This window comes from Pseudomonas sp. CCNWLW23 (assembly GCF_037095675.1).
Classification (GTDB): Bacteria; Pseudomonadota; Gammaproteobacteria; order Pseudomonadales; family Pseudomonadaceae; genus Aquipseudomonas; species Aquipseudomonas atacamensis.
Map to the genome: position 1 here is coordinate 59,640 of NZ_JBAWKM010000025.1, position 18,897 is coordinate 78,536.

The 18,897-nt window shown below is 60.1% G+C and carries 19 protein-coding genes; 10 read left to right on the plus strand and 9 right to left on the minus strand.

Translation table 11 applies throughout. The features are described 5' to 3' along the window. Positions 1-95: 95 nt before the first annotated feature. The gene (locus tag V8J63_RS24520; protein WP_336464763.1) at positions 96-1,046 is read right to left on the minus strand and encodes a DUF1853 family protein; all 951 of its coding nucleotides are present in this window, start codon (positions 1,044-1,046) and stop codon (positions 96-98) included. A 114-nt stretch (positions 1,047-1,160) separates the two neighbouring features. On the opposite strand from V8J63_RS24520, the gene V8J63_RS24525 reads away from it, so the two are divergent. The 6 genes from V8J63_RS24525 to pepN are packed head-to-tail and all read left to right on the plus strand — an operon-like array spanning position 1,161 to position 7,679. Next, positions 1,161-2,051, plus strand: coding sequence for an NAD(+) kinase (locus V8J63_RS24525; RefSeq protein WP_016774212.1), 891 nt, complete (start codon positions 1,161-1,163; stop codon positions 2,049-2,051). Then, positions 2,051-3,022: a metallophosphoesterase gene (locus V8J63_RS24530; protein ID WP_071171852.1), complete on the plus strand. Its 972-nt coding sequence runs from the start codon at positions 2,051-2,053 to the stop codon at positions 3,020-3,022. The genes V8J63_RS24525 and V8J63_RS24530 overlap by 1 nt, the downstream gene beginning before the upstream one ends. Next, positions 3,019-3,888 carry a rhomboid family intramembrane serine protease gene (locus tag V8J63_RS24535; RefSeq protein ID WP_336464764.1) on the plus strand — a complete coding sequence of 290 codons (870 nt, stop codon included), beginning with the start codon at positions 3,019-3,021 and terminating at the stop codon, positions 3,886-3,888. The genes V8J63_RS24530 and V8J63_RS24535 overlap by 4 nt, the downstream gene beginning before the upstream one ends. A 35-nt stretch (positions 3,889-3,923) precedes the next feature. Continuing rightward, positions 3,924-4,184 carry a YeaC family protein gene (locus V8J63_RS24540; RefSeq protein WP_042609561.1) on the plus strand — a complete coding sequence of 87 codons (261 nt, stop codon included), beginning with the start codon at positions 3,924-3,926 and terminating at the stop codon, positions 4,182-4,184. After that, positions 4,181-5,011: a DUF2797 domain-containing protein gene (locus tag V8J63_RS24545; RefSeq protein WP_024012501.1), complete on the plus strand. Its 831-nt coding sequence runs from the start codon at positions 4,181-4,183 to the stop codon at positions 5,009-5,011. Before V8J63_RS24540 ends, V8J63_RS24545 begins: the two co-directional genes overlap by 4 nt. A 10-nt stretch (positions 5,012-5,021) precedes the next feature. Beyond that, on the plus strand, positions 5,022-7,679 hold the full coding sequence (gene pepN / locus V8J63_RS24550) for an aminopeptidase N (RefSeq protein ID WP_197892421.1): 2,658 nt from the start codon (positions 5,022-5,024) through the stop codon (positions 7,677-7,679). Between the two features lie 184 nt (positions 7,680-7,863). Here the strand turns inward: pepN and katG are convergent, their stop codons facing one another. Both katG and V8J63_RS24560 read right to left on the minus strand, forming a co-directional pair. Continuing rightward, positions 7,864-10,140: a catalase/peroxidase HPI gene (gene katG, locus V8J63_RS24555; RefSeq protein ID WP_336464765.1), complete on the minus strand. Its 2,277-nt coding sequence runs from the start codon at positions 10,138-10,140 to the stop codon at positions 7,864-7,866. Between the two features lie 219 nt (positions 10,141-10,359). Then, positions 10,360-12,570, minus strand: a complete 2,211-nt coding sequence (locus V8J63_RS24560) for an LTA synthase family protein (RefSeq protein WP_336464766.1) — start codon at positions 12,568-12,570, stop codon at positions 10,360-10,362. Between the two features lie 327 nt (positions 12,571-12,897). Here V8J63_RS24560 and V8J63_RS24565 point away from each other — a divergent pair, with 327 nt between their 5' ends. Next, on the plus strand, positions 12,898-13,914 hold the full coding sequence (locus V8J63_RS24565; protein ID WP_130888654.1) for an ABC transporter substrate-binding protein: 1,017 nt from the start codon (positions 12,898-12,900) through the stop codon (positions 13,912-13,914). Positions 13,915-14,016: 102 nt separating this feature from the next. Here the strand turns inward: V8J63_RS24565 and V8J63_RS24570 are convergent, their stop codons facing one another. From V8J63_RS24570 to V8J63_RS24590, 5 genes are all read right to left on the minus strand, one after another. Continuing rightward, on the minus strand, positions 14,017-14,334 hold the full coding sequence (locus V8J63_RS24570) for a hypothetical protein (RefSeq protein ID WP_130888653.1): 318 nt from the start codon (positions 14,332-14,334) through the stop codon (positions 14,017-14,019). A 124-nt stretch (positions 14,335-14,458) separates the two neighbouring features. After that, positions 14,459-14,698 (minus strand): helix-turn-helix transcriptional regulator, encoded by a 240-nt coding sequence (locus tag V8J63_RS24575; RefSeq protein WP_125926181.1) that lies wholly within the window; start codon positions 14,696-14,698, stop codon positions 14,459-14,461. Beyond that, entirely contained in the window at positions 14,695-15,069 is a 375-nt protein-coding gene (locus V8J63_RS24580) for a hypothetical protein (RefSeq protein WP_123441672.1), read from the minus strand. The genes V8J63_RS24575 and V8J63_RS24580 overlap by 4 nt, the downstream gene beginning before the upstream one ends. 165 nt (positions 15,070-15,234) lie before the next feature. Then, positions 15,235-15,714: a copper chaperone PCu(A)C gene (locus tag V8J63_RS24585; protein ID WP_056784698.1), complete on the minus strand. Its 480-nt coding sequence runs from the start codon at positions 15,712-15,714 to the stop codon at positions 15,235-15,237. Next, complete coding sequence (locus tag V8J63_RS24590) at positions 15,714-16,319, minus strand: SCO family protein (protein ID WP_016774221.1); 606 nt, start codon at positions 16,317-16,319, stop codon at positions 15,714-15,716. Before V8J63_RS24590 ends, V8J63_RS24585 begins: the two co-directional genes overlap by 1 nt. Positions 16,320-16,593: 274 nt before the next feature. Here V8J63_RS24590 and V8J63_RS24595 point away from each other — a divergent pair, with 274 nt between their 5' ends. The 3 genes from V8J63_RS24595 to V8J63_RS24605 all read left to right on the plus strand — a co-directional run bounded on the left by V8J63_RS24595 (position 16,594) and on the right by V8J63_RS24605 (position 18,624). After that, positions 16,594-17,520 carry a Gfo/Idh/MocA family protein gene (locus V8J63_RS24595; RefSeq protein ID WP_125926042.1) on the plus strand — a complete coding sequence of 309 codons (927 nt, stop codon included), beginning with the start codon at positions 16,594-16,596 and terminating at the stop codon, positions 17,518-17,520. Between the two features lie 129 nt (positions 17,521-17,649). Continuing rightward, positions 17,650-18,279: an isochorismate family cysteine hydrolase YcaC gene (gene ycaC / locus V8J63_RS24600; protein WP_125926043.1), complete on the plus strand. Its 630-nt coding sequence runs from the start codon at positions 17,650-17,652 to the stop codon at positions 18,277-18,279. A gap of 144 nt (positions 18,280-18,423) precedes the next feature. Beyond that, a complete protein-coding gene (locus V8J63_RS24605) occupies positions 18,424-18,624 on the plus strand; it encodes a hypothetical protein (RefSeq protein WP_016774226.1) in 201 nt (66 codons plus the stop codon). A 70-nt stretch (positions 18,625-18,694) separates the two neighbouring features. On the opposite strand, the gene V8J63_RS24610 is transcribed toward V8J63_RS24605, so the two are convergent. After that, a complete protein-coding gene (locus tag V8J63_RS24610; protein ID WP_336464769.1) occupies positions 18,695-18,886 on the minus strand; it encodes a cupin domain-containing protein in 192 nt (63 codons plus the stop codon). Positions 18,887-18,897 lie beyond the last annotated feature (11 nt).

The following is an 18,897-nucleotide window of genomic DNA, read 5'->3' on the forward strand; positions in this document are numbered from 1 at the left end:
AGCAGGCTCGCTCCCACAGGGATCGCATTCCACGTTTGAAATGCATTCTCTGTGGGAGCGAGCCTGCTCGCGAATTGGGTCAGAAACCACAAATCTCAGGTTTGCCCCGGCACATTCGGCCAAAGATCCGCCACCAGAAACAACCGCTCCGCCTCTTCCCATTCGCCCAGGGCATTCTCGGTCATGCGCACCATCAACTGCGCCGGGGCCAGTGCTGGCAGGTCTTCCAGCCACAAACGCAGGTGCTCATCTGTCCAGACCTGATCTGCTGGGTAATGTGCCGGCGCCAGCCAGGCGTGGCGGGGCAGGGGTTGCCAGCGGCCCGGCGGGTGTTGGGCGACAAACGCCGGCCAGTCCTTCTGATGCAGCCAGCTGCCACGCAAATGTTGCGGATGCGCGCCGTGCGGTGACTCGGCCTGCCCCGGCCACGGATACAGCAGGTAACCGCCCAGCCACAGCTGCGCGCTGAAGGTTTCGATATCCAGCGCCGCCAGCACTTCGCGGCTTTCCGGGCGCGCCGAGATCGGCAATTGATGCTCGGCCAGATGCGCCAGTTTGCGATCCAGCCGATCATGACAACCCGGCCCCAGCCACTGCGCGGGATCGCGGCCATTGCCATCCTGCGGGCCAAGGTAGAGCTTGATCGCCAGTTCCAGATGATGCACGCCGTCGCGGTCACGCAGCAGCATGTCGAGTTCGCCGAGGGTGTGCCCGGTGCGGCGAATCGGCAGATTGGCGGCGATCAATTCTATGCCCGGCGCATGCGAGACGGCGAACTGCCAAAGACGCTCGTAATACAGACCCAGACGCCGGGTGCGCGCCTGCGACAGCCATTGCAGCAGGGCGTAACTGTCGAGGTCGAGCTGGCGCAGCCAGTGTTCGAGGCGCTGTGGGTCTTGTACCCAGTCGCTGCCGGCGAGCGGATGGCGCTGCGGCCACGGCGTGGCGGCGAGCATCGGCGGGGCGAGGATCACCCACGCCAGGTCCCGCACTTCGGGATGGCGTAACTGATGGGGCAACTGCAACAAATCGGGAAACAGGATCATCTTGCGAGCATAGCCTTAAACCTGAGCGCACCCTTGAGGCTGAAAGGATTTTGTCTATCTGGCGCTTTCGCCCATAATCGGGTTTTCGCGTTTTCGATTGTCCGCAGAGGTCCCATGGAGCAATTTCGTAATATCGGCATCATCGGTCGCCTGGGCAGCTCCCAGGTGCTGGATACCGTCCGCCGACTGAAACGCTTTCTGCTCGACCGTCACTTGCATGTGATCCTCGAAGACACCATCGCTGAAGTCCTGCCCGGCCACGGCCTGCAAACCTCGTCGCGCAAGATGCTCGGCGAAGTCTGCGACATGGTCATCGTCGTCGGCGGTGACGGCAGCCTGCTCGGCGCCGCGCGGGCGCTGGCCAAACACAATATTCCGGTGCTCGGCATCAACCGTGGCAGCCTCGGTTTCCTCACCGATATTCGCCCGGACGAGCTGGAAATCAAGGTCGCCGAAGTGCTCGACGGCCACTATCTGGTGGAAAACCGCTTCCTGCTGCAAGCCGAAGTGCGTCGCCATGGCGAGGCCATCGGCCAGGGCGATGCGCTCAACGACGTGGTGCTGCACCCGGGCAAATCGACGCGGATGATCGAATTCGAGCTGTACATCGACGGCCAGTTCGTCTGCAGCCAGAAGGCCGACGGCCTGATCGTCGCCACACCGACCGGTTCCACTGCCTACGCCTTGTCCGCCGGCGGGCCGATCATGCATCCCAAGCTCGACGCTATTGTGATTGTGCCGATGTACCCCCATACCTTGTCGGGACGGCCGATCGTGGTCGATGGCAACAGTGAGCTGAAAATCGTCGTGTCCAAAGATATGCAGATCTACCCGCAGGTCTCCTGCGACGGCCAGAACCACTTCACCTGCGCACCGGGCGACACCATTACCGTGAGCAAGAAAGCGCAGAAGCTGCGCCTGATTCATCCGCTCGATCACAATTACTACGAGGTGTGCCGCACCAAGCTTGGCTGGGGCAGCAAGCTGGGGGGCGGAGGCGACTGATGCTTGATCCCGCGCGCAGTTACGACCTGATCGGTGACGTGCACGGATGCGCCATGACCCTCGAACACTTGCTGGACCGTCTCGGTTATCACAAGCAGGGCGGGGTCTGGCGGCATCCGTCACGCATGGCGGTGTTCGTCGGCGACATCATCGACCGTGGCCCGCGCATTCGCGAGGCGCTGCACATCGTCCACGACATGGTCGAAGCAGGGCAGGCGCTGTGCATCATGGGCAACCATGAATTCAATGCGCTCGGCTGGGTCACCCCGGCGCCACCGGGCAGCGGCAAGCAGTTCGTGCGCGAACACACCAAGCGCCATGCGCGGCTGTTGCAGGAAACCCTGACTCAATTTGAAAACCATCCCGGCGACTGGCATGACTTCCAGCAATGGTTCTACGAGCTGCCGCTGTTCGTCGATGCTGGGCGCTTCCGCGTCGTCCATGCGTGCTGGGACGCCGGGCTGATCGAGCCGTTGCGGGTGTTGTTCCCCAATGGCTGCGTCGATGAGCATTTCCTCCAGGCCTCGGCGGTGCCCGGCAGCTTCGCCTGCACCGTGTTCGATCGCCTGCTGCGCGGCACCGACATGCGCCTGCCCGGTGGCCTGACCATGACCAGCGGCGACGGTCTGGTGCGTTCGTTCTTCCGCACCAAGTTCTGGGAAGACGACCCGAAAACCTACGGCGACATCGTCTTCCAGCCCGATGCACTGCCGGAACCTGTCGCGCAGACGCCGCTGACTTCAACCGAAAAGAATTCCCTGCTGCGCTATGGCGTCGACGAGCCGTTGCTGTTCGTCGGCCACTACTGGCGCAGCGGAAAACCGGCGCCGATCCGCCCGAACCTCGCGTGCCTGGATTACAGCGCCGTGCTCTACGGCAAACTGGTGGCCTATCGTCTGGACCAGGAAACGCGCCTGGATCCGCAAAAATTCGTCTGGGTCGATGTCGAGCGGCCGGAGGTCCTGCAATGAGTGCGGTAGCGGTATTGCGCCTGCCGTTGGCGGTGGATTTGAGCGGTTTTGTCAAACTGCTGCAACGCATGCAAGTGCCCCATCGGGTCAGCGAAGAGGCGGGCGAACAGGTGTTGTGGGCGCCGGAGGAAATCAGCGAGGACGTGCGTTCGTTGTACGAGCGCTTCCCGGCCGGCGACCCGGATCAGCAGCTGGACATTCCCGTGGGCCAGACCTTTAAACGGCCGGGTTTCGCCGAACAGCTGAAACACGCCAAAGCCACCGGATTGATTCTGCTGTTGAGCCTGATCGTCGGTGGTCTGACCTTCCTCGGCGAAAACCTGGAAACGCTGCGCTGGCTGACCTTCCTCGATTTTCGCGTGATCGGCGAGTACATCCACTTCACGCCCCTGGCCGACAGTCTGGCGGCAGGGCAGTGGTGGCGGCTGGTCACGCCGATGCTGATCCACTTCGGCATCCTCCATCTGGCCATGAACGGCATGTGGTACTGGGAGCTGGGGCGGCGTATCGAATCGCGTCAGGGCAGCATCAATCTGCTCGGTTTGACGCTGTTGTTCAGTCTGGTGTCCAACTACGCGCAGTTCGTCTGGAGCGGGCCGAGCCTGTTTGGTGGGCTGTCCGGCGTGCTTTACGGCTTGCTCGGGCATTGCTGGATTTTCCAGTTGCTGGCGCCGAACCCGGCCTATCGTTTGCCGCGCGGCGTACTGGTGATGATGCTGGTGTGGCTGGTGGTGTGCATGTCCGGGCTGATTTCGCTGATCGGTTTCGGCCAGATCGCCAACGCCGCGCACCTGAGCGGGTTACTCATCGGATGCTTCACCGGTTTGTTGGGCGGTTTGTATAACCGCCGTAAACTGGCCGTCTAACATTTTTTGTTTCAGTAAAGAGCACGGAGACCCTGATGTCCTCTTTCAACGACATGATCAGCAACATCACCCCGGACATCTACGAAAGCCTGAAACTGGCCGTGGAAATCGGCAAATGGTCCGACGGCAACAAACTCACTGCCGAACAGCGCGAGCTGTCGTTGCAGGCGATGATTGCCTGGGAAATCCAGAACCTGCCGGAAGACCAGCGTACTGGCTACATGGGCCCGCAAGAGTGTGCGTCGAAGTCGATCGAAGTGCCGAACATCCTGTTCAAGTCGGATGCCATCCATTGATCGAGATTGGCCGCGGTGCAATCAGTAAAATGTCGGCGCGTCTGGACGGGCCGAACGTGCAGTACGCGTTTCGTCTGGATGACGTCGAGGTGCCGGTCAATCCGTTGATCGGCAGCACGTTGCGTCTGGAATTCCTGGGGGCGATCCACTGCACCCATTGCGGGCGCAAGACCAAAACCAGTTTCAGTCAGGGTTATTGCTACCCGTGCATGACCAAACTGGCGCAGTGCGACCTGTGCATCATGAGCCCGGAGCGCTGCCACTTCGACGCCGGCACCTGCCGCGATCCGGTGTGGGGCCAGCAGTTCTGCATGACCGACCATGTGGTCTACCTGGCCAACTCGTCGGGGATCAAGGTCGGCATCACCCGTGCCACGCAGTTGCCGACCCGCTGGCTCGATCAGGGCGCGAGTCAGGCGCTGCCGATCATGCGCGTGTCGACACGGCAGCAATCGGGCTTTGTCGAAGACTTGTTCCGCAGTCAGGTGGCGGATAAGACCAACTGGCGCGCACTGCTCAAGGGCGATGCGGCGGCGGTGGATCTGGCGCAGGTGCGCGATCAGTTGTTCGAAAGCTGCGCCGAAGGCCTGCAAGGGTTGCAGGAGCGATTCGGCCTACAGGCGATTCAGACGATTGCCGATGTCGAACCGCTGGAAATCCGCTATCCCGTCGAGCAATACCCGGCGAAAATCGTCAGCTTCAACCTGGACAAGAACCCGATTGCCGAAGGCACGCTGCTGGGGATCAAGGGTCAGTACCTGATCTTCGACACCGGCGTGATCAACATTCGTAAATACACGGCGTACCAGCTCGCCGTGCATCAATAAGGATTCCAGCATGCGCACCGAACAACCGAAGATGATCTATCTCAAGGACTATCAGGCGCCCGAGTACCTGATCGACGAAACGCACCTGACCTTCGAGTTGTTCGAGGACCACAGCCTGGTTCACGCGCAACTGGTGATGCGCCGCAACCCGGAGCGCGGCGCCGGCCTGCCGCCGCTGGTGCTCGACGGCCAGCAACTGGAGCTGCTCTCGGTAACGCTGGCGGACCGGGAGCTGAGCGCTGCTGACTATCAAGTCTCGGACAGCCACCTGACCCTGCAGCCAACCAGTGAAACGTTCACCCTCGACACCAGCGTACGCATCCACCCGGAAACCAATACCGCGCTGGAAGGCCTGTACAAGTCCGGCACGATGTTCTGCACCCAGTGCGAGGCCGAAGGCTTTCGCAAGATCACCTATTACCTCGACCGCCCGGACGTGATGAGCAAGTTCACCACCACCGTCGTGGCCGAACAGCACAGCTACCCGGTGCTGCTCTCCAACGGTAACCCGATCGCTTCCGGCCCCGGCGAAGATGGCCGGCACTGGGCGACCTGGGAAGACCCGTTCAAGAAACCGGCGTATCTGTTTGCGCTGGTCGCCGGTGATCTGTGGTGCGTCGAAGACACCTTCACCACCATGAGCCAGCGCAACGTCGCGCTGCGCATTTATGTCGAGCCGGAAAACATCGACAAGTGCCAGCACGCGATGAACAGCCTGAAGAAATCCATGCGCTGGGACGAAGAGGTCTACGGTCGCGAGTACGATCTGGACATCTTCATGATCGTCGCCGTCAACGATTTCAACATGGGCGCGATGGAGAACAAGGGCCTCAATATCTTCAACTCCAGCGCCGTGCTGGCCCGCGCTGAAACCGCCACCGACGCCGCGCACCAGCGGGTCGAGGCGATTGTCGCTCACGAATACTTCCACAACTGGTCGGGCAACCGCGTGACCTGCCGCGACTGGTTCCAGCTGTCGCTCAAGGAAGGTTTCACGGTGTTCCGCGATGCCGGTTTCTCCTCGGACATGAACTCGGCGACGGTCAAGCGCATTCAGGACGTGGCGTACCTGCGTACCCACCAGTTTGCCGAAGATGCCGGGCCGATGGCCCACGCCGTGCGCCCGGACAGCTTCATCGAGATTTCCAACTTCTACACCCTGACCGTGTACGAAAAGGGCTCGGAAGTGGTCGGCATGATCCACACCTTGCTGGGCGCCGAAGGCTTCCGTAAGGGCAGCGATCTGTACTTCCAACGTCACGACGGCCAGGCCGTGACCTGCGACGACTTCGTCAAGGCCATGGAAGATGCCAATGGCGTTGATCTCAGCCAGTTCAAACGCTGGTACAGCCAGGCTGGCACACCGCGTCTGGCCGTCAGCGAGTCCTACGACGCTGCGGCGAAAACCTACAGCCTGACCTTCCGCCAGAGCTGCCCGCCGACCCCGGACAAGGTGGAAAAACTGCCGTTCGTGATCCCGGTCGAGCTCGGCCTGCTCGACAGCCAGGGCAATGAAATCGCTCTGCGTCTGGCTGGCGAAGCCTCGGCACAAGGCACCACTCGGGTGATCTCGGTGACCGAAGCCGAGCAGACCTTCACTTTCGTCGACATCAACGAACAGCCGTTGCCGTCGCTGCTGCGCGGCTTCTCGGCGCCAGTGAAATTGAGCTTCCCGTACAACCGCGATCAACTGATGTTCCTGATGCAGCACGACAGCGACGGTTTCAATCGCTGGGATGCCGGTCAGCAACTGTCGGTGCAAGTGCTTCAAGAGTTGATCGGCCAACATCAGAAAGGCGAGAGCCTGAAGCTCGATCCGCGTTTGGTGTCGGCGCTGCGCACGGTGCTGTCCGACGAGTCGCTGGATCAGGCGATGGTTGCCGAAATGCTCTCGCTGCCGGGTGAGGCCTATCTCACCGAGATCAGCGAAGTGGCTGACGTCGAGGCGATTCATGTCGCTCGCGAGTTTGCCCGCAAGCAACTCGCCGAAGGCTTGTTCGAAGCGCTGTGGCTGCGTTATCAGGCCAATCGCGATCTTTCGAAAAAGACTCCGTACGTCGCCGAGGCAGAGCACTTCGCTCGTCGCGCCTTGCAGAACATTGCCCTGTCGTACCTGATGCTCAGCGGCAAGCCGGAAGTGCTGGCGGCGGCGCTGGAGCAGTTCGAGACCGCCGACAACATGACCGAGCGCCTGACTGCGCTGGCGGTGCTGGTCAACTCGCCGTTCGAAGAACAGAAGGCCCTCGCCCTGGCCAGCTTCGCCGAGCACTTCAAGGACAATCCGCTGGTCATGGATCAGTGGTTCAGCGTGCAGGCTGGCAGCACCTTGCCGGGCGGTTTGGAGCGGGTGAAGGCGTTGATGCAGCACCCGGCATTCAACATCAAGAACCCGAACAAGGTGCGGGCATTGATCGGCGCGTTCGCCGGGCAGAACCTGATCAACTTCCACGCGGCGGACGGTTCCGGTTATCGCTTCCTCGCCGATCTGGTGATCGAACTGAACGGCTTCAACCCGCAGATCGCCTCGCGCCAACTGGCCCCGCTGACCCGCTGGCGCAAATACGACAGCGCCCGTCAGGCACTGATGAAGGCCGAGCTGGAGCGGATTCTGGCGTCCGGGTCGCTGTCCAGCGATGTGTATGAAGTGGTGAGCAAAAGCCTGGCGTAACCCGATCCGGTAGGAACCGTCGAGTTGATCGTTCCCATGCTCTGCGTGGGAATGACTCTCTCGACGCTCTGCGTCGGCTTTGGGACGCAGAGCGTCCCTTGCTGCATTCCTTTGCTGCGCGTGGGAACGATCAACAAAAAAATGCCGCTCAACGAGCGGCATTTTCATTTGGCACAACAAACAGCTATTTACGCAGATCAAACCGATCCAGATTCATCACCTTCGTCCATGCCTTGACGAAATCGTTGACGAACTGCGCCTTCGCGTCGGAACTGGCGTACACCTCGGCCAACGCGCGCAATTGCGCATTCGAGCCGAACACCAGATCCACCCGAGTCGCCGTCCACTTTGGCGCCCCGGTCTTGCGGTCACGGCCTTCAAACTCATCGGCATCCCGTGACGTTGGGGTCCACTCAACTCCCATGTCCAGCAGGTGGGTGAAGAAGTCATTGCTCAGCGTTTCGGTTTTATCGGTGAACACGCCATGCCGCGTCTGGCCGACATTGGTGTTCAATACCCGCAAACCACCCAGCAGCACGGTCATTTCCGGTGCCGTGAGCGTCAGCAACTGCGCCTTGTCGATCAGCAGGGTTTCCGCCGCAACCGTGTATTTGCCTTTGCTGTAATTGCGGAAGCCATCGGCAATCGGTTCGAGGAAGCCGAACGATTCGACATCGGTCTGCTCCTGCGAAGCATCGACGCGGCCCGGTGAAAACGGCACCGACACTGAATGCCCGGCGTTCTGCGCGGCTTTTTCCACTCCGGCATTACCGGCCAGGACGATCAGGTCCGCCAACGAGATCTTCTTGCCATTGGCAGCAGAACCGTTGAACTCGTTCTGAATGCCTTCGAGTGTGCTCAGCACCTTGTCCAATTGCTCGGGCTGGTTGGCCTGCCAGAACTTCTGCGGGGCCAGACGCAAGCGTCCGCCGTTGGCGCCACCGCGCTTGTCCGAACCGCGGAAGGTCGATGCTGCAGCCCACGCCGTGGAGATCAGTTGCGACACCGACAACCCTGAAGCCAGCACCTTGTTTTTCAGCGCCGTGGCGTCGCTGTCATCGATCAGCGGGTGCGTTACGTCGGGCAGCGGGTCTTGCCAGAGCAATTCCTCTTGTGGCAATTCCGGGCCGAGGTAGCGAGAGAGCGGACCCATGTCGCGATGGATCAGCTTGTACCAGGCGCGGGCGAACGCGTCGGCGAGCTGATCGGGATTGGCCAGAAAGCGCCGCGAGATTTGTTCGTAGGCAGGATCGAAGCGCAACGCCAGGTCGGAGGTGAGCATGGTCGGCGAGAGCTTCTTGTTCGGATCGTGAGCGTGGGGAACGGTGCCTGCACCCGCGCCGTTTTTCGGTTGCCACTGATGGGCGCCCGCCGGGCTTTTGGTCAGCTCCCACTCGAAGCCGAACAGGTTTTCCAGATAGTTGTTGCTCCACTGCGTTGGTGTGGTGGTCCAGGTCACTTCCAGACCACTGGTGATGGTGTCGGCGCCTTTACCGGTGCCGAAGGCGTTTTTCCAGCCCAGACCCTGTTGCTCCAGACCGGCCGCTTCCGGTTCGGGGCCGACATTGTCGGCCGGGCCGGCGCCATGGGTCTTGCCGAACGCGTGGCCGCCGGCGATCAGCGCCACGGTTTCTTCGTCGTTCATGGCCATGCGGCCGAAGGTTTCGCGAATATCCTTGGCCGAGGCCACCGGGTCCGGGTTGCCTTCAGGGCCTTCAGGGTTGACGTAGATCAGGCCCATCTGCACGGCGGCGAGGGGATTTTCCAGATTGCGTTCGCCCTGATCGGTGCGGCTTTCTTCATGGCCATGCAAATCGGGCTCAGCCACCAGCGTGCCGTCGCCGGGCTCTTGCACTGGGCCATTGCTCTTGCCGTAACGGTTATCGCCACCGAGCCACTCGGTTTCCGAACCCCAGTACACGTCTTCATCCGGTTCCCAGACATCGGCGCGGCCCCCGGAAAAACCGAAGGTCTTGAAGCCCATGGATTCCAGCGCGACGTTGCCGGTAAGCACGATCAGGTCGGCCCAGGAAATATTGCGCCCGTATTTCTGCTTGATCGGCCACAGCAAGCGGCGGGCCTTATCGAGGCTGACGTTGTCCGGCCAACTGTTGAGCGGGGCGAAGCGTTGCTGCCCGGAGCCGGCGCCGCCACGGCCGTCGGCGGTGCGATAGGTCCCGGCGCTGTGCCAGGCCATGCGCACGAACAGCGGGCCGTAATGGCCAAAGTCGGCTGGCCACCAGTCCTGAGAATCAGTCATCAGCGCTCTGATGTCTTGTTTCAGCGCCTGAAAGTCGAGGCTTTTGAAGGCTTTGGCGTAGTCGAAGTCCTGGCCCAGCGGATCGGACTTGGGGGAATGCTGGCTGAGGATTTTCAGATTGAGTTGATTCGGCCACCAGTCACGGTTCGTCGTACCGCCGCCGGCGGCGTGGTTGAACGGGCATTTCGATTCGTTTGCCATGTTCGTATCCCTATCAGGTCTGCGGCCGGCTCGTGCCGACTTCGGACTGGTAAGGCTAGACCCGAGTTGGCAAGTCGGCTAATAGCCCGACTATTGGATACCGATAGGCAAACTCTTTCACCGTCCCATGTAGGAGCCGCCGAAGGCTGCGATCTTTTGATCTTTGTTCACCAAAAAATCAAAAGCAAAGATCGCAGCCTTCGGCAGCTCCTACAGGGGTTAGCTCGATTGTGCGGTGTCGTCCTCTGGCACGTCGTCGAGGATGTCTTCCTGGCCGGGCAGTTCAGTGATCACGCTGAAGTCCGAGACCTCGACCGCGCCATTGCCATACCCCAGCAAATGAAAAGAGAACGCCTTGCGCGGCTGGGGGTTTTCAAAGCTGAAGTCCAACTCCAGTGGCTGGTCCGCCGTGGCGACCATTTCCGTAGGCAGGCCCAGTTGCACGTCCTGTTCGAATTGCTTGGCCTTGAGCTGAATGTACGCCGCCTGCTGCGGATCGACCGAGCGCACGGTCAGGCGCACGCGGGTGTGCGAGCCTTTGGGCATTTCCAGGTATTGCGCGCCGATCAGGTTGTCGGCCCAGTCATCCTTGATCTGCGCTTGCAGAGGGATGATGTTGTTGCTGCCGAACTGGTAGCGATGATTGAGCGGTGTGCGCAGCAAGGACAGGTCCAGCGCATCGGCGCGCGCGGCGATCTGCCGGGCCGGGTGGCCGCTGTAGGTGCCTTTGTAGGTGGCACTGTCAGCAATGAAACCGGTGCTTTGGTAATAGCGGCAGCGGCGCGGCAGGTCGCACTCGGAGAAGATGCCCTGACCGTTGTGGTAACGCAGTTTGCCGTTGGTGAACGAAATGATCTCGCGCCCCGAATCGTAGTCGCGAAACAGCGAGCGGCCGCTCAGCGCAGTCGGCACCGGCAGGTCGAAATAGTCGAGGATCGAGGTGCTCAGATCGACATGGCCATAAACCCCGGCATTCAGGCGCGGCAGCTGTGCCTGTTCCGGCGCCAGCGTCAGGTTGAAACCCCACGAGGAGGCCAGTCGCACACCGTCGATGCCGTGGGATTCATCCGAGGTGATCACCACCAACGTGTCCTTGAGAATGCCTTGGCGCTCCAGCCCCGAAAGAAATTCATCCAGCGCATCGTCGAGATAACCCACAGCAGCCTGCTTCGGCGTTTCATAACGCTGCAGATAATCGTCCGGTGCGGAGTAGGGCTGGTGGGTGCCGACCGTCAGCAGGGTCAACATCCAGGGCTGCTTTTGCTTTTTCAACTGGCCGACATAATCCAGCGCACCTTCGAAAAACGCCTTGTCATCCTTGCCCCAGGGGAATTCCAGATAGTTGCTGTTGCTGAACCATTCCAGACCGTGGGTCGCATCGAAACCGATGTGCGGCATGATCTTGTCTTTGGCCATGAAGCGCAGGCCGGCGCCCTGCAAGTAATGAGTGCTGAAGCCGTGCTCGCGCAATTGTGCCGGCAGGCAGGCCTGATTGCGTTCGTTGAGGGTGAGCATTTCCACGCCTTTGGGCGTGCCATTGTTGAGCTTGTCGTAGTCACCGCAGAGCATGGCGTACAGACCGCGAATGGTCTGATGGGTGTGCAGCACGTAATCCGGGGTGTTCATGCCGCGCTCGGCCCAGCGGCTGAGGTTGGGCATCAGGTCTTCCTGATAATGACTGCCGATCGCCTCACGGTTGGCACGGATGTAGGCGCCGGGAATGCCTTCGAGCGCGATGATCAACACATTGCGCGCCTGGCCTGGCGCGGCGAGCAGCTTCTGGCCATTGAGATCGACGTCGGTGAGCCCGGCCATCGCCGGTGTAGGTTCTTCGACGTCGCCGTCGAGCCATTCCTCGGCCTGGATCTGCAGGTCGGCGACTTCACTGGCGAGCAACTGATGCGGCAGGTTGTACAGGCGCCAGGCGTCGCCGTCATTCGGCCACAGGTTTTGCGCGGCCCAATGTGCGGCGAATAACACGATTGGCGCGGCCCAGACAGAGCGAGGCAGAGCAGGGCGAGACAAGCCGCGACCAACAAACTGAGTCAGCAGCCAGAAAGCCAGGGCACCCAGCAAAGCCATGGCCAGGGCAGGGTGCGCAAGTCCGCCGCCAGTGGAATTCTCGACGAACTGCGGGTCGATCAGGTAGTGAATATCCGAAGGCGTCGGCAGGCGGCCGACGGCGCTGACCAATTCTGCCGTGGCGATCGCCAGCAGCGCCCAGAACATCAGCACCGGCAAACCCAGCCACCATGCGCGGCGATGCAGCGTTACCACCAGCAAACTGCCGACGGCCAGATCCGACAAAAAGCCCAGCGGGTTTGACCAGCCCAGCGCCGCCCGCAGGCACACCGGCACGACCAATACCAGAACGATGAGAGAAAGAAGGCGGGCATTCGGCCGCCGCAGCCAGTTGAAAAGAGCGCTCACAAAAAAGGCCTGCTTGTCATCAAAGGGTCAAAAAAGTGTGGGTGATGATACCAAGGGCAGGAAGGCTGATCGGCTTTTAAAACCTGCGGCTGGCGATCGCTGAAACGGCGCGTGCCCATAGCGGGCGTGGGTTGTGGGACGTATGGCTGTTTTTCGGAGGGGCAGTTTTTTGTTTCAGACTGTTGTAGGTCCATCCACTGCTCCTGAATTCCAGCAGCAGACGTCAAAGCGCTCAGTGCTATCGATATGCGAAAAGGATATTTAATTTCTTTTTTTTATAGCTATAAAGTCAGGCCTTTCAGCCCACCCCCATGCTGCGAGGTTGTCATGGCCACACCGTTCAAACGTTCTGCGCTGACTCTGTTGGCCGCAACTCTGGCAGCGGGCGCGCTGTTCAGCAGCGGCGCCCGGGCCGAGGGCAAAATCAGCATCGCCCAGCAATTCGGCATCGGTTACCTGATTCTCGACGTCGTGCGCGATCAACAATTGATCGAGAAACACGGCAAGGCTCAGGGCCTGGAGATCAAGGTCGACTGGAACAGCATTTCCGGCGCCACGGCGATGAACGAGGCGCTGCTCACCGGTGCGCTGGACGTCGTCTCGGCCGGCGTGCCGCCGATGCTCACCGTGTGGGATCGCACCAAGGGCAAGCAGAACGTCAAAGCCATCGCCGCGCTGGGGTCGATGCCCAATTACCTGCTGACCAACAACCCGAACATCAAAACCCTCAAGGACTTCAGCGACAAGGACCGCATCGCCGTGCCAGCCGCAGGCGTAGGCTTCCAGTCGCGCACTCTGCAGATTGAAACCGCCAGGCAATTCGGTGACGACCAGTTCAAGAAGTTCGACAACATTTCGGTCAGCCTGCCGCACCCGGACGCCACCGCCGCGCTGATTGCCGGTGGCTCGGAAATCAACTCGCATTTCTCCAGCCCACCGTTCCAGTACCAGGCGCTGCAAAACCCCAACGTGCATAAAGTGCTGAGCTCCTACGACATCCTCGGCGGCCCGGCGACGTTCAACGTGCTCTACACCACGGAAAAATTCCACGACGAAAACCCGAAAACCTACAAGGCGTTCTACGACGCACTGGCCGAAGCCGAGAACATCATCAAAGCCGACAAACCCGCCGCCGCCCAGGCCTACATTCGTGTAGAGCAATCGAAACTGCCGCTGGCCCTGGTCGAGCAAATCGTCAAAGACCCGGAAATCGACTTCACCGTCGTACCGCAACGCACGTTTATCTATGCCGAAAAATTGCAGGAATTGGGCGTGCTGAAGAACAAGGCGGGGAGCTGGAAGGATTACTTCTTTGAAGAGGCGCATGGTGGTGCGGGGAGTTGAGGCGAGTGCAGCAGGATCCTGTGGCCTTACGCTGCCGAGCTTGGTTGACGCTTCATGCTGCTGAGTAATGGCTGTCCGTTGCCGGACAGCCGTCCCGAACCATCATGCAACGACCTTGAATGTGCTCTGGAAAACTTGGTTGTCGGGCCACCAGCGGAACGTACAGGTGACCGAATTGTTTTTGCTGCGCTCCAGACCCCAGCGGGGAACGATTCCGTAAGTTTCTGTCACGTTTGCGCTGGGAACAATATCGGTACTCAGACTGCTGCCGTCGGCAAAAGTGAAATTCAGATTGAGACGGGTCATTTGCTCCGTCGGCGTTATCTGCGCGCCGATGTCGCTGATCCTGGATAGCGAAATCTCGGTTTTCTCGGCATTCAACCCTTGGAACTTAAAAGGAAAGGCTACTGTGCTAGTCATCTTTGCAATGCTCCATCTGATCAATGAGACCCCTGCAATCATTGCCGGGAGTAGGCAGGATAGGGCGCATGGCATCGATGCAACACTGTAAAAGTTGACAGTTTTTAGCATGAATCGAAATCAACTACGGCTGTTTGCCACCCCTCACAGCAGTTTGCGAATCGGATTCTGCTTCCGGATCCTCGAAAATACTTTCAATGGCCAATCCAAACGTTCGCGCGATCTGAAACGCCAGCGGCAGGCTCGGGTCGTAGCGTTCATTTTCGATGGCGTTGATGGTCTGGCGCGAGACGTTCAAGCGCTCCGCCAGATCGACCTGTGACCACTTGCGCTCGGCGCGCAGCGCCTTGAGGTGATTTTTCATTGATAGCGACGTCGGGCGATTTGCAGACCGAGGATCCACATCGCGGCCATCACCGGCCATACGCAGGTCCACGGTATGTGCGGGGCGCCGATATTTTCGAGAAAGCCATAGCTGAACGTCAGTAACGCGGAAGCGGCGAAGGCAAAGCCCAGCGCTTCAAACTGGATGCGCAGGTGCATTTCATCCAGGCGCCGCAGGTTGCGCACGATAGCCCAGCACATCAATCCGGCGGGGATCATCGGCGCCAGCGCGACGGCTGAACGCAACAGCAGATGGGCGTCCAGAAAATGTTGGCTGGCAACCACCGAGGCGATCAGCACGAGCGTGTACAGCGTCAATGCGGCGCCCATTTCGAGGTAATAGCGATTCATGTTCAACTCCCTGTAAAAGACCCTTTACATCCTCATCGAAATCTTCGCTTATGTAAAGCAAGCTTTCCATGCGTCAGAGCATCGTTTTCATAAAAAACGGGGCGGCCTGATCATCGATCAGGCCGCCCCGTTTTTCTGTCAGGCGAACAGTCTTTCAGTCAGCGATCAATGCATCTTGCTGTGATCGTGGCCGCCCATGTTGGTCAGCGCGCGGACCGGTGCCTTGACTTCAATGGTTTCTTTCTCGCCCTTGGCGTTTTCCACGGTCAGGGTCAGCGGCACGTTTTCGCCTTCCTTCAACTGACCGGTCAGGCCCATCAGCATGACGTGGTAGCCGTTCGGATCGAAGCTCACGGCTTTGCCGGCAGGCAACTCAACCGACTTCACCGGGCCCATGGTCATCACATCGTTCTTCATGCTCATTTCATGAATCTGAACGTCCTTGGCCACTGGCGAGGCAACGCTGAGCAGTTTGCTGTCGCTGTCGGCAGTGACGGTCATGAACGCGCCGCTGGCGGACTGGGTCGGCACGGTGGCACGGACCCAAGCATCGTCGACTTTGGTCTGCGCCGACGCCTGAAAGGCCAGGCCGAGCAGGGACAGTGCACATACGGTGCGTTTGAGGTGATTCAGAACGGGATGCATCAGCAGACCTCCATAACAGTAAGCAAATCTTCCGTGCACTCTTGGGCTGTCAGCGAAGTGGACAGGCCCAGGCGCAACTCACCACGCGAGTCGTAGACGTAGCTGGTGGACGTGTGGGAGATGGTGTAGGTGTCGCCGGCCGGGACTTTTTCGTAGAACACGTCGAATTCCTTGGCGGTGGCCTTGGTTTCCTCAAGCGTGCCGTACAGCGCGACGAAGCTCGGGTCGAAGGCTTTGACGTAGGCGTCGAGGATCTGCGGCGTGTCGCGTTCCGGGTCGAGGGTGATGAACACCACTTGCAAACGGTCGCCGTCGCGGCCCATCAGTTTTTTGATCTGTGCGGCGCGGGCCAGGGTAGTGGGGCAAACGGCCGGGCACTGGGTGAAGCCGAAGAAGATCATCGGCATCATCCCGCGAAAGCTCGACAGCGACATGGTTTCGCCTTCGGGATTCTTCAGCTTGAAGGTGCGTCCGAGGATCTTGTCGCTCAGATCCTTGCCGTACTTGTACGACAGTTGGCCACGGGTATCGCAACCGGCGAGCAGGCCGAGCCCGAGCACGCCCATTCCCGCAAGTACCTTGCGGCGAGTCAACAAAGCCGTCATTTAATACCGCCTTTTGCAGCCCGCCAGTCGGCAGGACTGGCGAGGGGTTAACCGTAAAAGCGCCGCATGATAGCAAACTGAGGCTGATCGCCGGCTGCCGATCGCCGCGCGGTGCGGGATCGGACGACAAAAGGTGTAAGAAGAAATGACGAATAAGCCATGCGTTCGGCGCGACCAAACTTTGATTTAAATAGTATGACGATTGGAGACGAGCGCAGAAACACGTACTCTTGCCGCTGCGCTGCAAAGACCAAAACAACAACAGGAGTCTGTAATGCAACCGATTCGTCTCGGCCTGGTGGGCTACGGCAAGATCGCCCAGGATCAACACGTTCCCGCCATCCTCGCCAACCCGGCGTTCCAGTTGGTGGCGGTCGCTACCCAGGGCAAACCTTGCGCCGGGGTGGAGAACTTCCAGTCGCTGGGCGAACTGCTCGAAAACGGCCCGACTGTCGACGCAATTGCGTTCTGCACGCCGCCACAAGGGCGCTTCGCGCTGGTGCAACAGGCGTTGGCGGCCGGCAAGCACGTGCTCGTGGAAAAACCGCCCTGTGCGACATTGGGCGAGGCCATGGCCCTGGTCGATCAAGTCGCCGAACAAGGCGTCAGCGCTTTGTTCGCCTGGCATTCACGCTACGCACCGGGCATCGCCGCCGCCCGCGACTGGCTTGCCAGCCGCACCCTGCAAAGCGTGCAGATCGACTGGAAGGAAGACGTGCGCAAGTGGCATCCGGGCCAGGCATGGATCTGGCAGCCGGGCGGCCTCGGCGTCTTCGACCCGGGCATCAACGCGCTGTCGATCGTCACCCACCTGCTGGCGCTGCCGCTGTTTGTCGAAGCCGCCGAGCTGCGCGTGCCGAGCAACTGCCAGTCGCCGATTGCCGCCTCGATCAAAATGTCTGATGCACATCAGCTCGACGTACGCGCCGAGTTCGATTTCGACCATGGCCACGACGAACTGTGGAGCATCGAAATCCGCTGCGTCGAAGGCATCCTGCGCCTGGACAATGGCGGCGCCGTGCTGAGCATCGACGGCGTGCGCCAAAGCGTCTCGGAGGATGGCGAGTACGCAGCGGTCTACCGCCACTTCCAGCAATTGATCAGCGACAAGGCCAGCGACCTGGATCTGCAGCCGTTGCGCCTGGTGGCGGACAGTTTCTTTGTCGGTAGTCGGGCGTTGGTTGAACCGTTCTACGATTGAAGTGGATTGTCCGGTTTGAGTGGACGGTGTAACCCTTTTCAAGCGATTTATCCCTTTGCTGTGCGTCAGTAATCTGTACCCAACTTGAACGCAACGACAAAACTTCAAACTTGAAAAGGGACGCACACCATGACCACTCCAACCTACAACCGGCTGAACAAAGACGACGCTATCGTGCTGCTGGTTGACCACCAGACCGGTCTGATCTCGCTGGTGCAGGACTTCTCGCCGAACGAGTTCAAGAACAACGTGCTGGCGCTGGCGGATCTGGCCAAGTTCTTCGACCTGCCAACCATCCTCACCACCAGCTTCGAACAAGGCCCAAACGGCCCGCTGGTACCGGAGCTGAAAGAGATGTTCCCGGACGCGCCATACATCGCTCGCCCTGGCCAGATCAACGCTTGGGACAACGAAGACTTCGTCAAGGCGATCAAGGCCACAGGCCGCAAGCAGATCATCATCGCCGGTGTCGTAACGGATGTCTGTGTAGCGTTCCCGACCATGTCGGCGCTGGCAGAAGGGTTTGATGTGTTTGTGGTCACCGATGCGTCCGGCACCTTCAACACCACCGTGCAGCAAGCCGCGTGGAGCCGCATGACTCAAGCCGGCGCGCAGATGATGAACTGGTTCTCGGTGGCCTGTGAGCTGCACCGCGACTGGCGCAACGACATTGAAGGCCTGGGCAATCTGTTGTCGCAGCGCATTCCTAACTACCGCAACCTGATGAACAGCTACTCGGCGTTGACGCAGCAGAAGTAAGCGTTAAATCCAAAGCAAAAGCCTGCCTCGAAAGCAGGCTTTTTGCGTTTTCTACAGAACGCCGTTCGTCCATTGTCGGGCACTTGTCACGCGAGGGCATTTCACACGTTCAGGTACCTATCGCTGAACACTTCGGAGAACGACATGGACATTGATGAAAACGCACCGGGCAACCAGTCGCAACAAGCCGTGACGCGCACCACCGACAATGAGACCGGGCACGATCCCAAGCGCGAAAACCCCGAGGTGCCTTTGCCGCCGGACGATGAGGCGCCTGTAGAAGAAGACATGTCGGATGTGGATGCGGCCAATTCGGTTTCGACGGAGCATCCGCCGTCACGCTGACCGTGCTGTTTGAAGGGGAACGCTCCCTGTGATGGTCAACCCGGACAGTTCCCTCTCCTCGGGGAGAGGGCTAGGGTGAGGGGCTTTCCCTGGCACCCTGATGCAGTTCAGTCACTGACATCGTGAAAACCAGTTTCGCTCGCCCATGGTTGGCATACCCATGCGCCACATCGGTCCGCGCCACCGCCGAACACCCAGGCCCGACAATCAGCTCGGCATCGCCAACCTGCAAATGCAACGCGCCTTTCTCGACATGAAACAGCTCTGTGGTGC

Coding starts and splice junctions, on each gene's coding strand:
- V8J63_RS24520 (WP_336464763.1), bottom strand. CDS start 1,046: ATGATCCTGTTTCCCGATTTGTTGCAGTTGCCCCATCAGTTACGCCAT.
- V8J63_RS24525 (WP_016774212.1), top strand. CDS start 1,161: ATGGAGCAATTTCGTAATATCGGCATCATCGGTCGCCTGGGCAGCTCC.
- V8J63_RS24530 (WP_071171852.1), top strand. CDS start 2,051: ATGCTTGATCCCGCGCGCAGTTACGACCTGATCGGTGACGTGCACGGA.
- V8J63_RS24535 (WP_336464764.1), top strand. CDS start 3,019: ATGAGTGCGGTAGCGGTATTGCGCCTGCCGTTGGCGGTGGATTTGAGC.
- V8J63_RS24540 (WP_042609561.1), top strand. CDS start 3,924: ATGTCCTCTTTCAACGACATGATCAGCAACATCACCCCGGACATCTAC.
- pepN (WP_197892421.1), top strand. CDS start 5,022: ATGCGCACCGAACAACCGAAGATGATCTATCTCAAGGACTATCAGGCG.
- katG (WP_336464765.1), bottom strand. CDS start 10,140: ATGGCAAACGAATCGAAATGCCCGTTCAACCACGCCGCCGGCGGCGGT.
- V8J63_RS24565 (WP_130888654.1), top strand. CDS start 12,898: ATGGCCACACCGTTCAAACGTTCTGCGCTGACTCTGTTGGCCGCAACT.
- V8J63_RS24570 (WP_130888653.1), bottom strand. CDS start 14,334: ATGACTAGCACAGTAGCCTTTCCTTTTAAGTTCCAAGGGTTGAATGCC.
- V8J63_RS24575 (WP_125926181.1), bottom strand. CDS start 14,698: ATGAAAAATCACCTCAAGGCGCTGCGCGCCGAGCGCAAGTGGTCACAG.
- V8J63_RS24580 (WP_123441672.1), bottom strand. CDS start 15,069: ATGAATCGCTATTACCTCGAAATGGGCGCCGCATTGACGCTGTACACG.
- V8J63_RS24585 (WP_056784698.1), bottom strand. CDS start 15,714: ATGCATCCCGTTCTGAATCACCTCAAACGCACCGTATGTGCACTGTCC.
- V8J63_RS24590 (WP_016774221.1), bottom strand. CDS start 16,319: ATGACGGCTTTGTTGACTCGCCGCAAGGTACTTGCGGGAATGGGCGTG.
- V8J63_RS24595 (WP_125926042.1), top strand. CDS start 16,594: ATGCAACCGATTCGTCTCGGCCTGGTGGGCTACGGCAAGATCGCCCAG.
- ycaC (WP_125926043.1), top strand. CDS start 17,650: ATGACCACTCCAACCTACAACCGGCTGAACAAAGACGACGCTATCGTG.
- V8J63_RS24605 (WP_016774226.1), top strand. CDS start 18,424: ATGGACATTGATGAAAACGCACCGGGCAACCAGTCGCAACAAGCCGTG.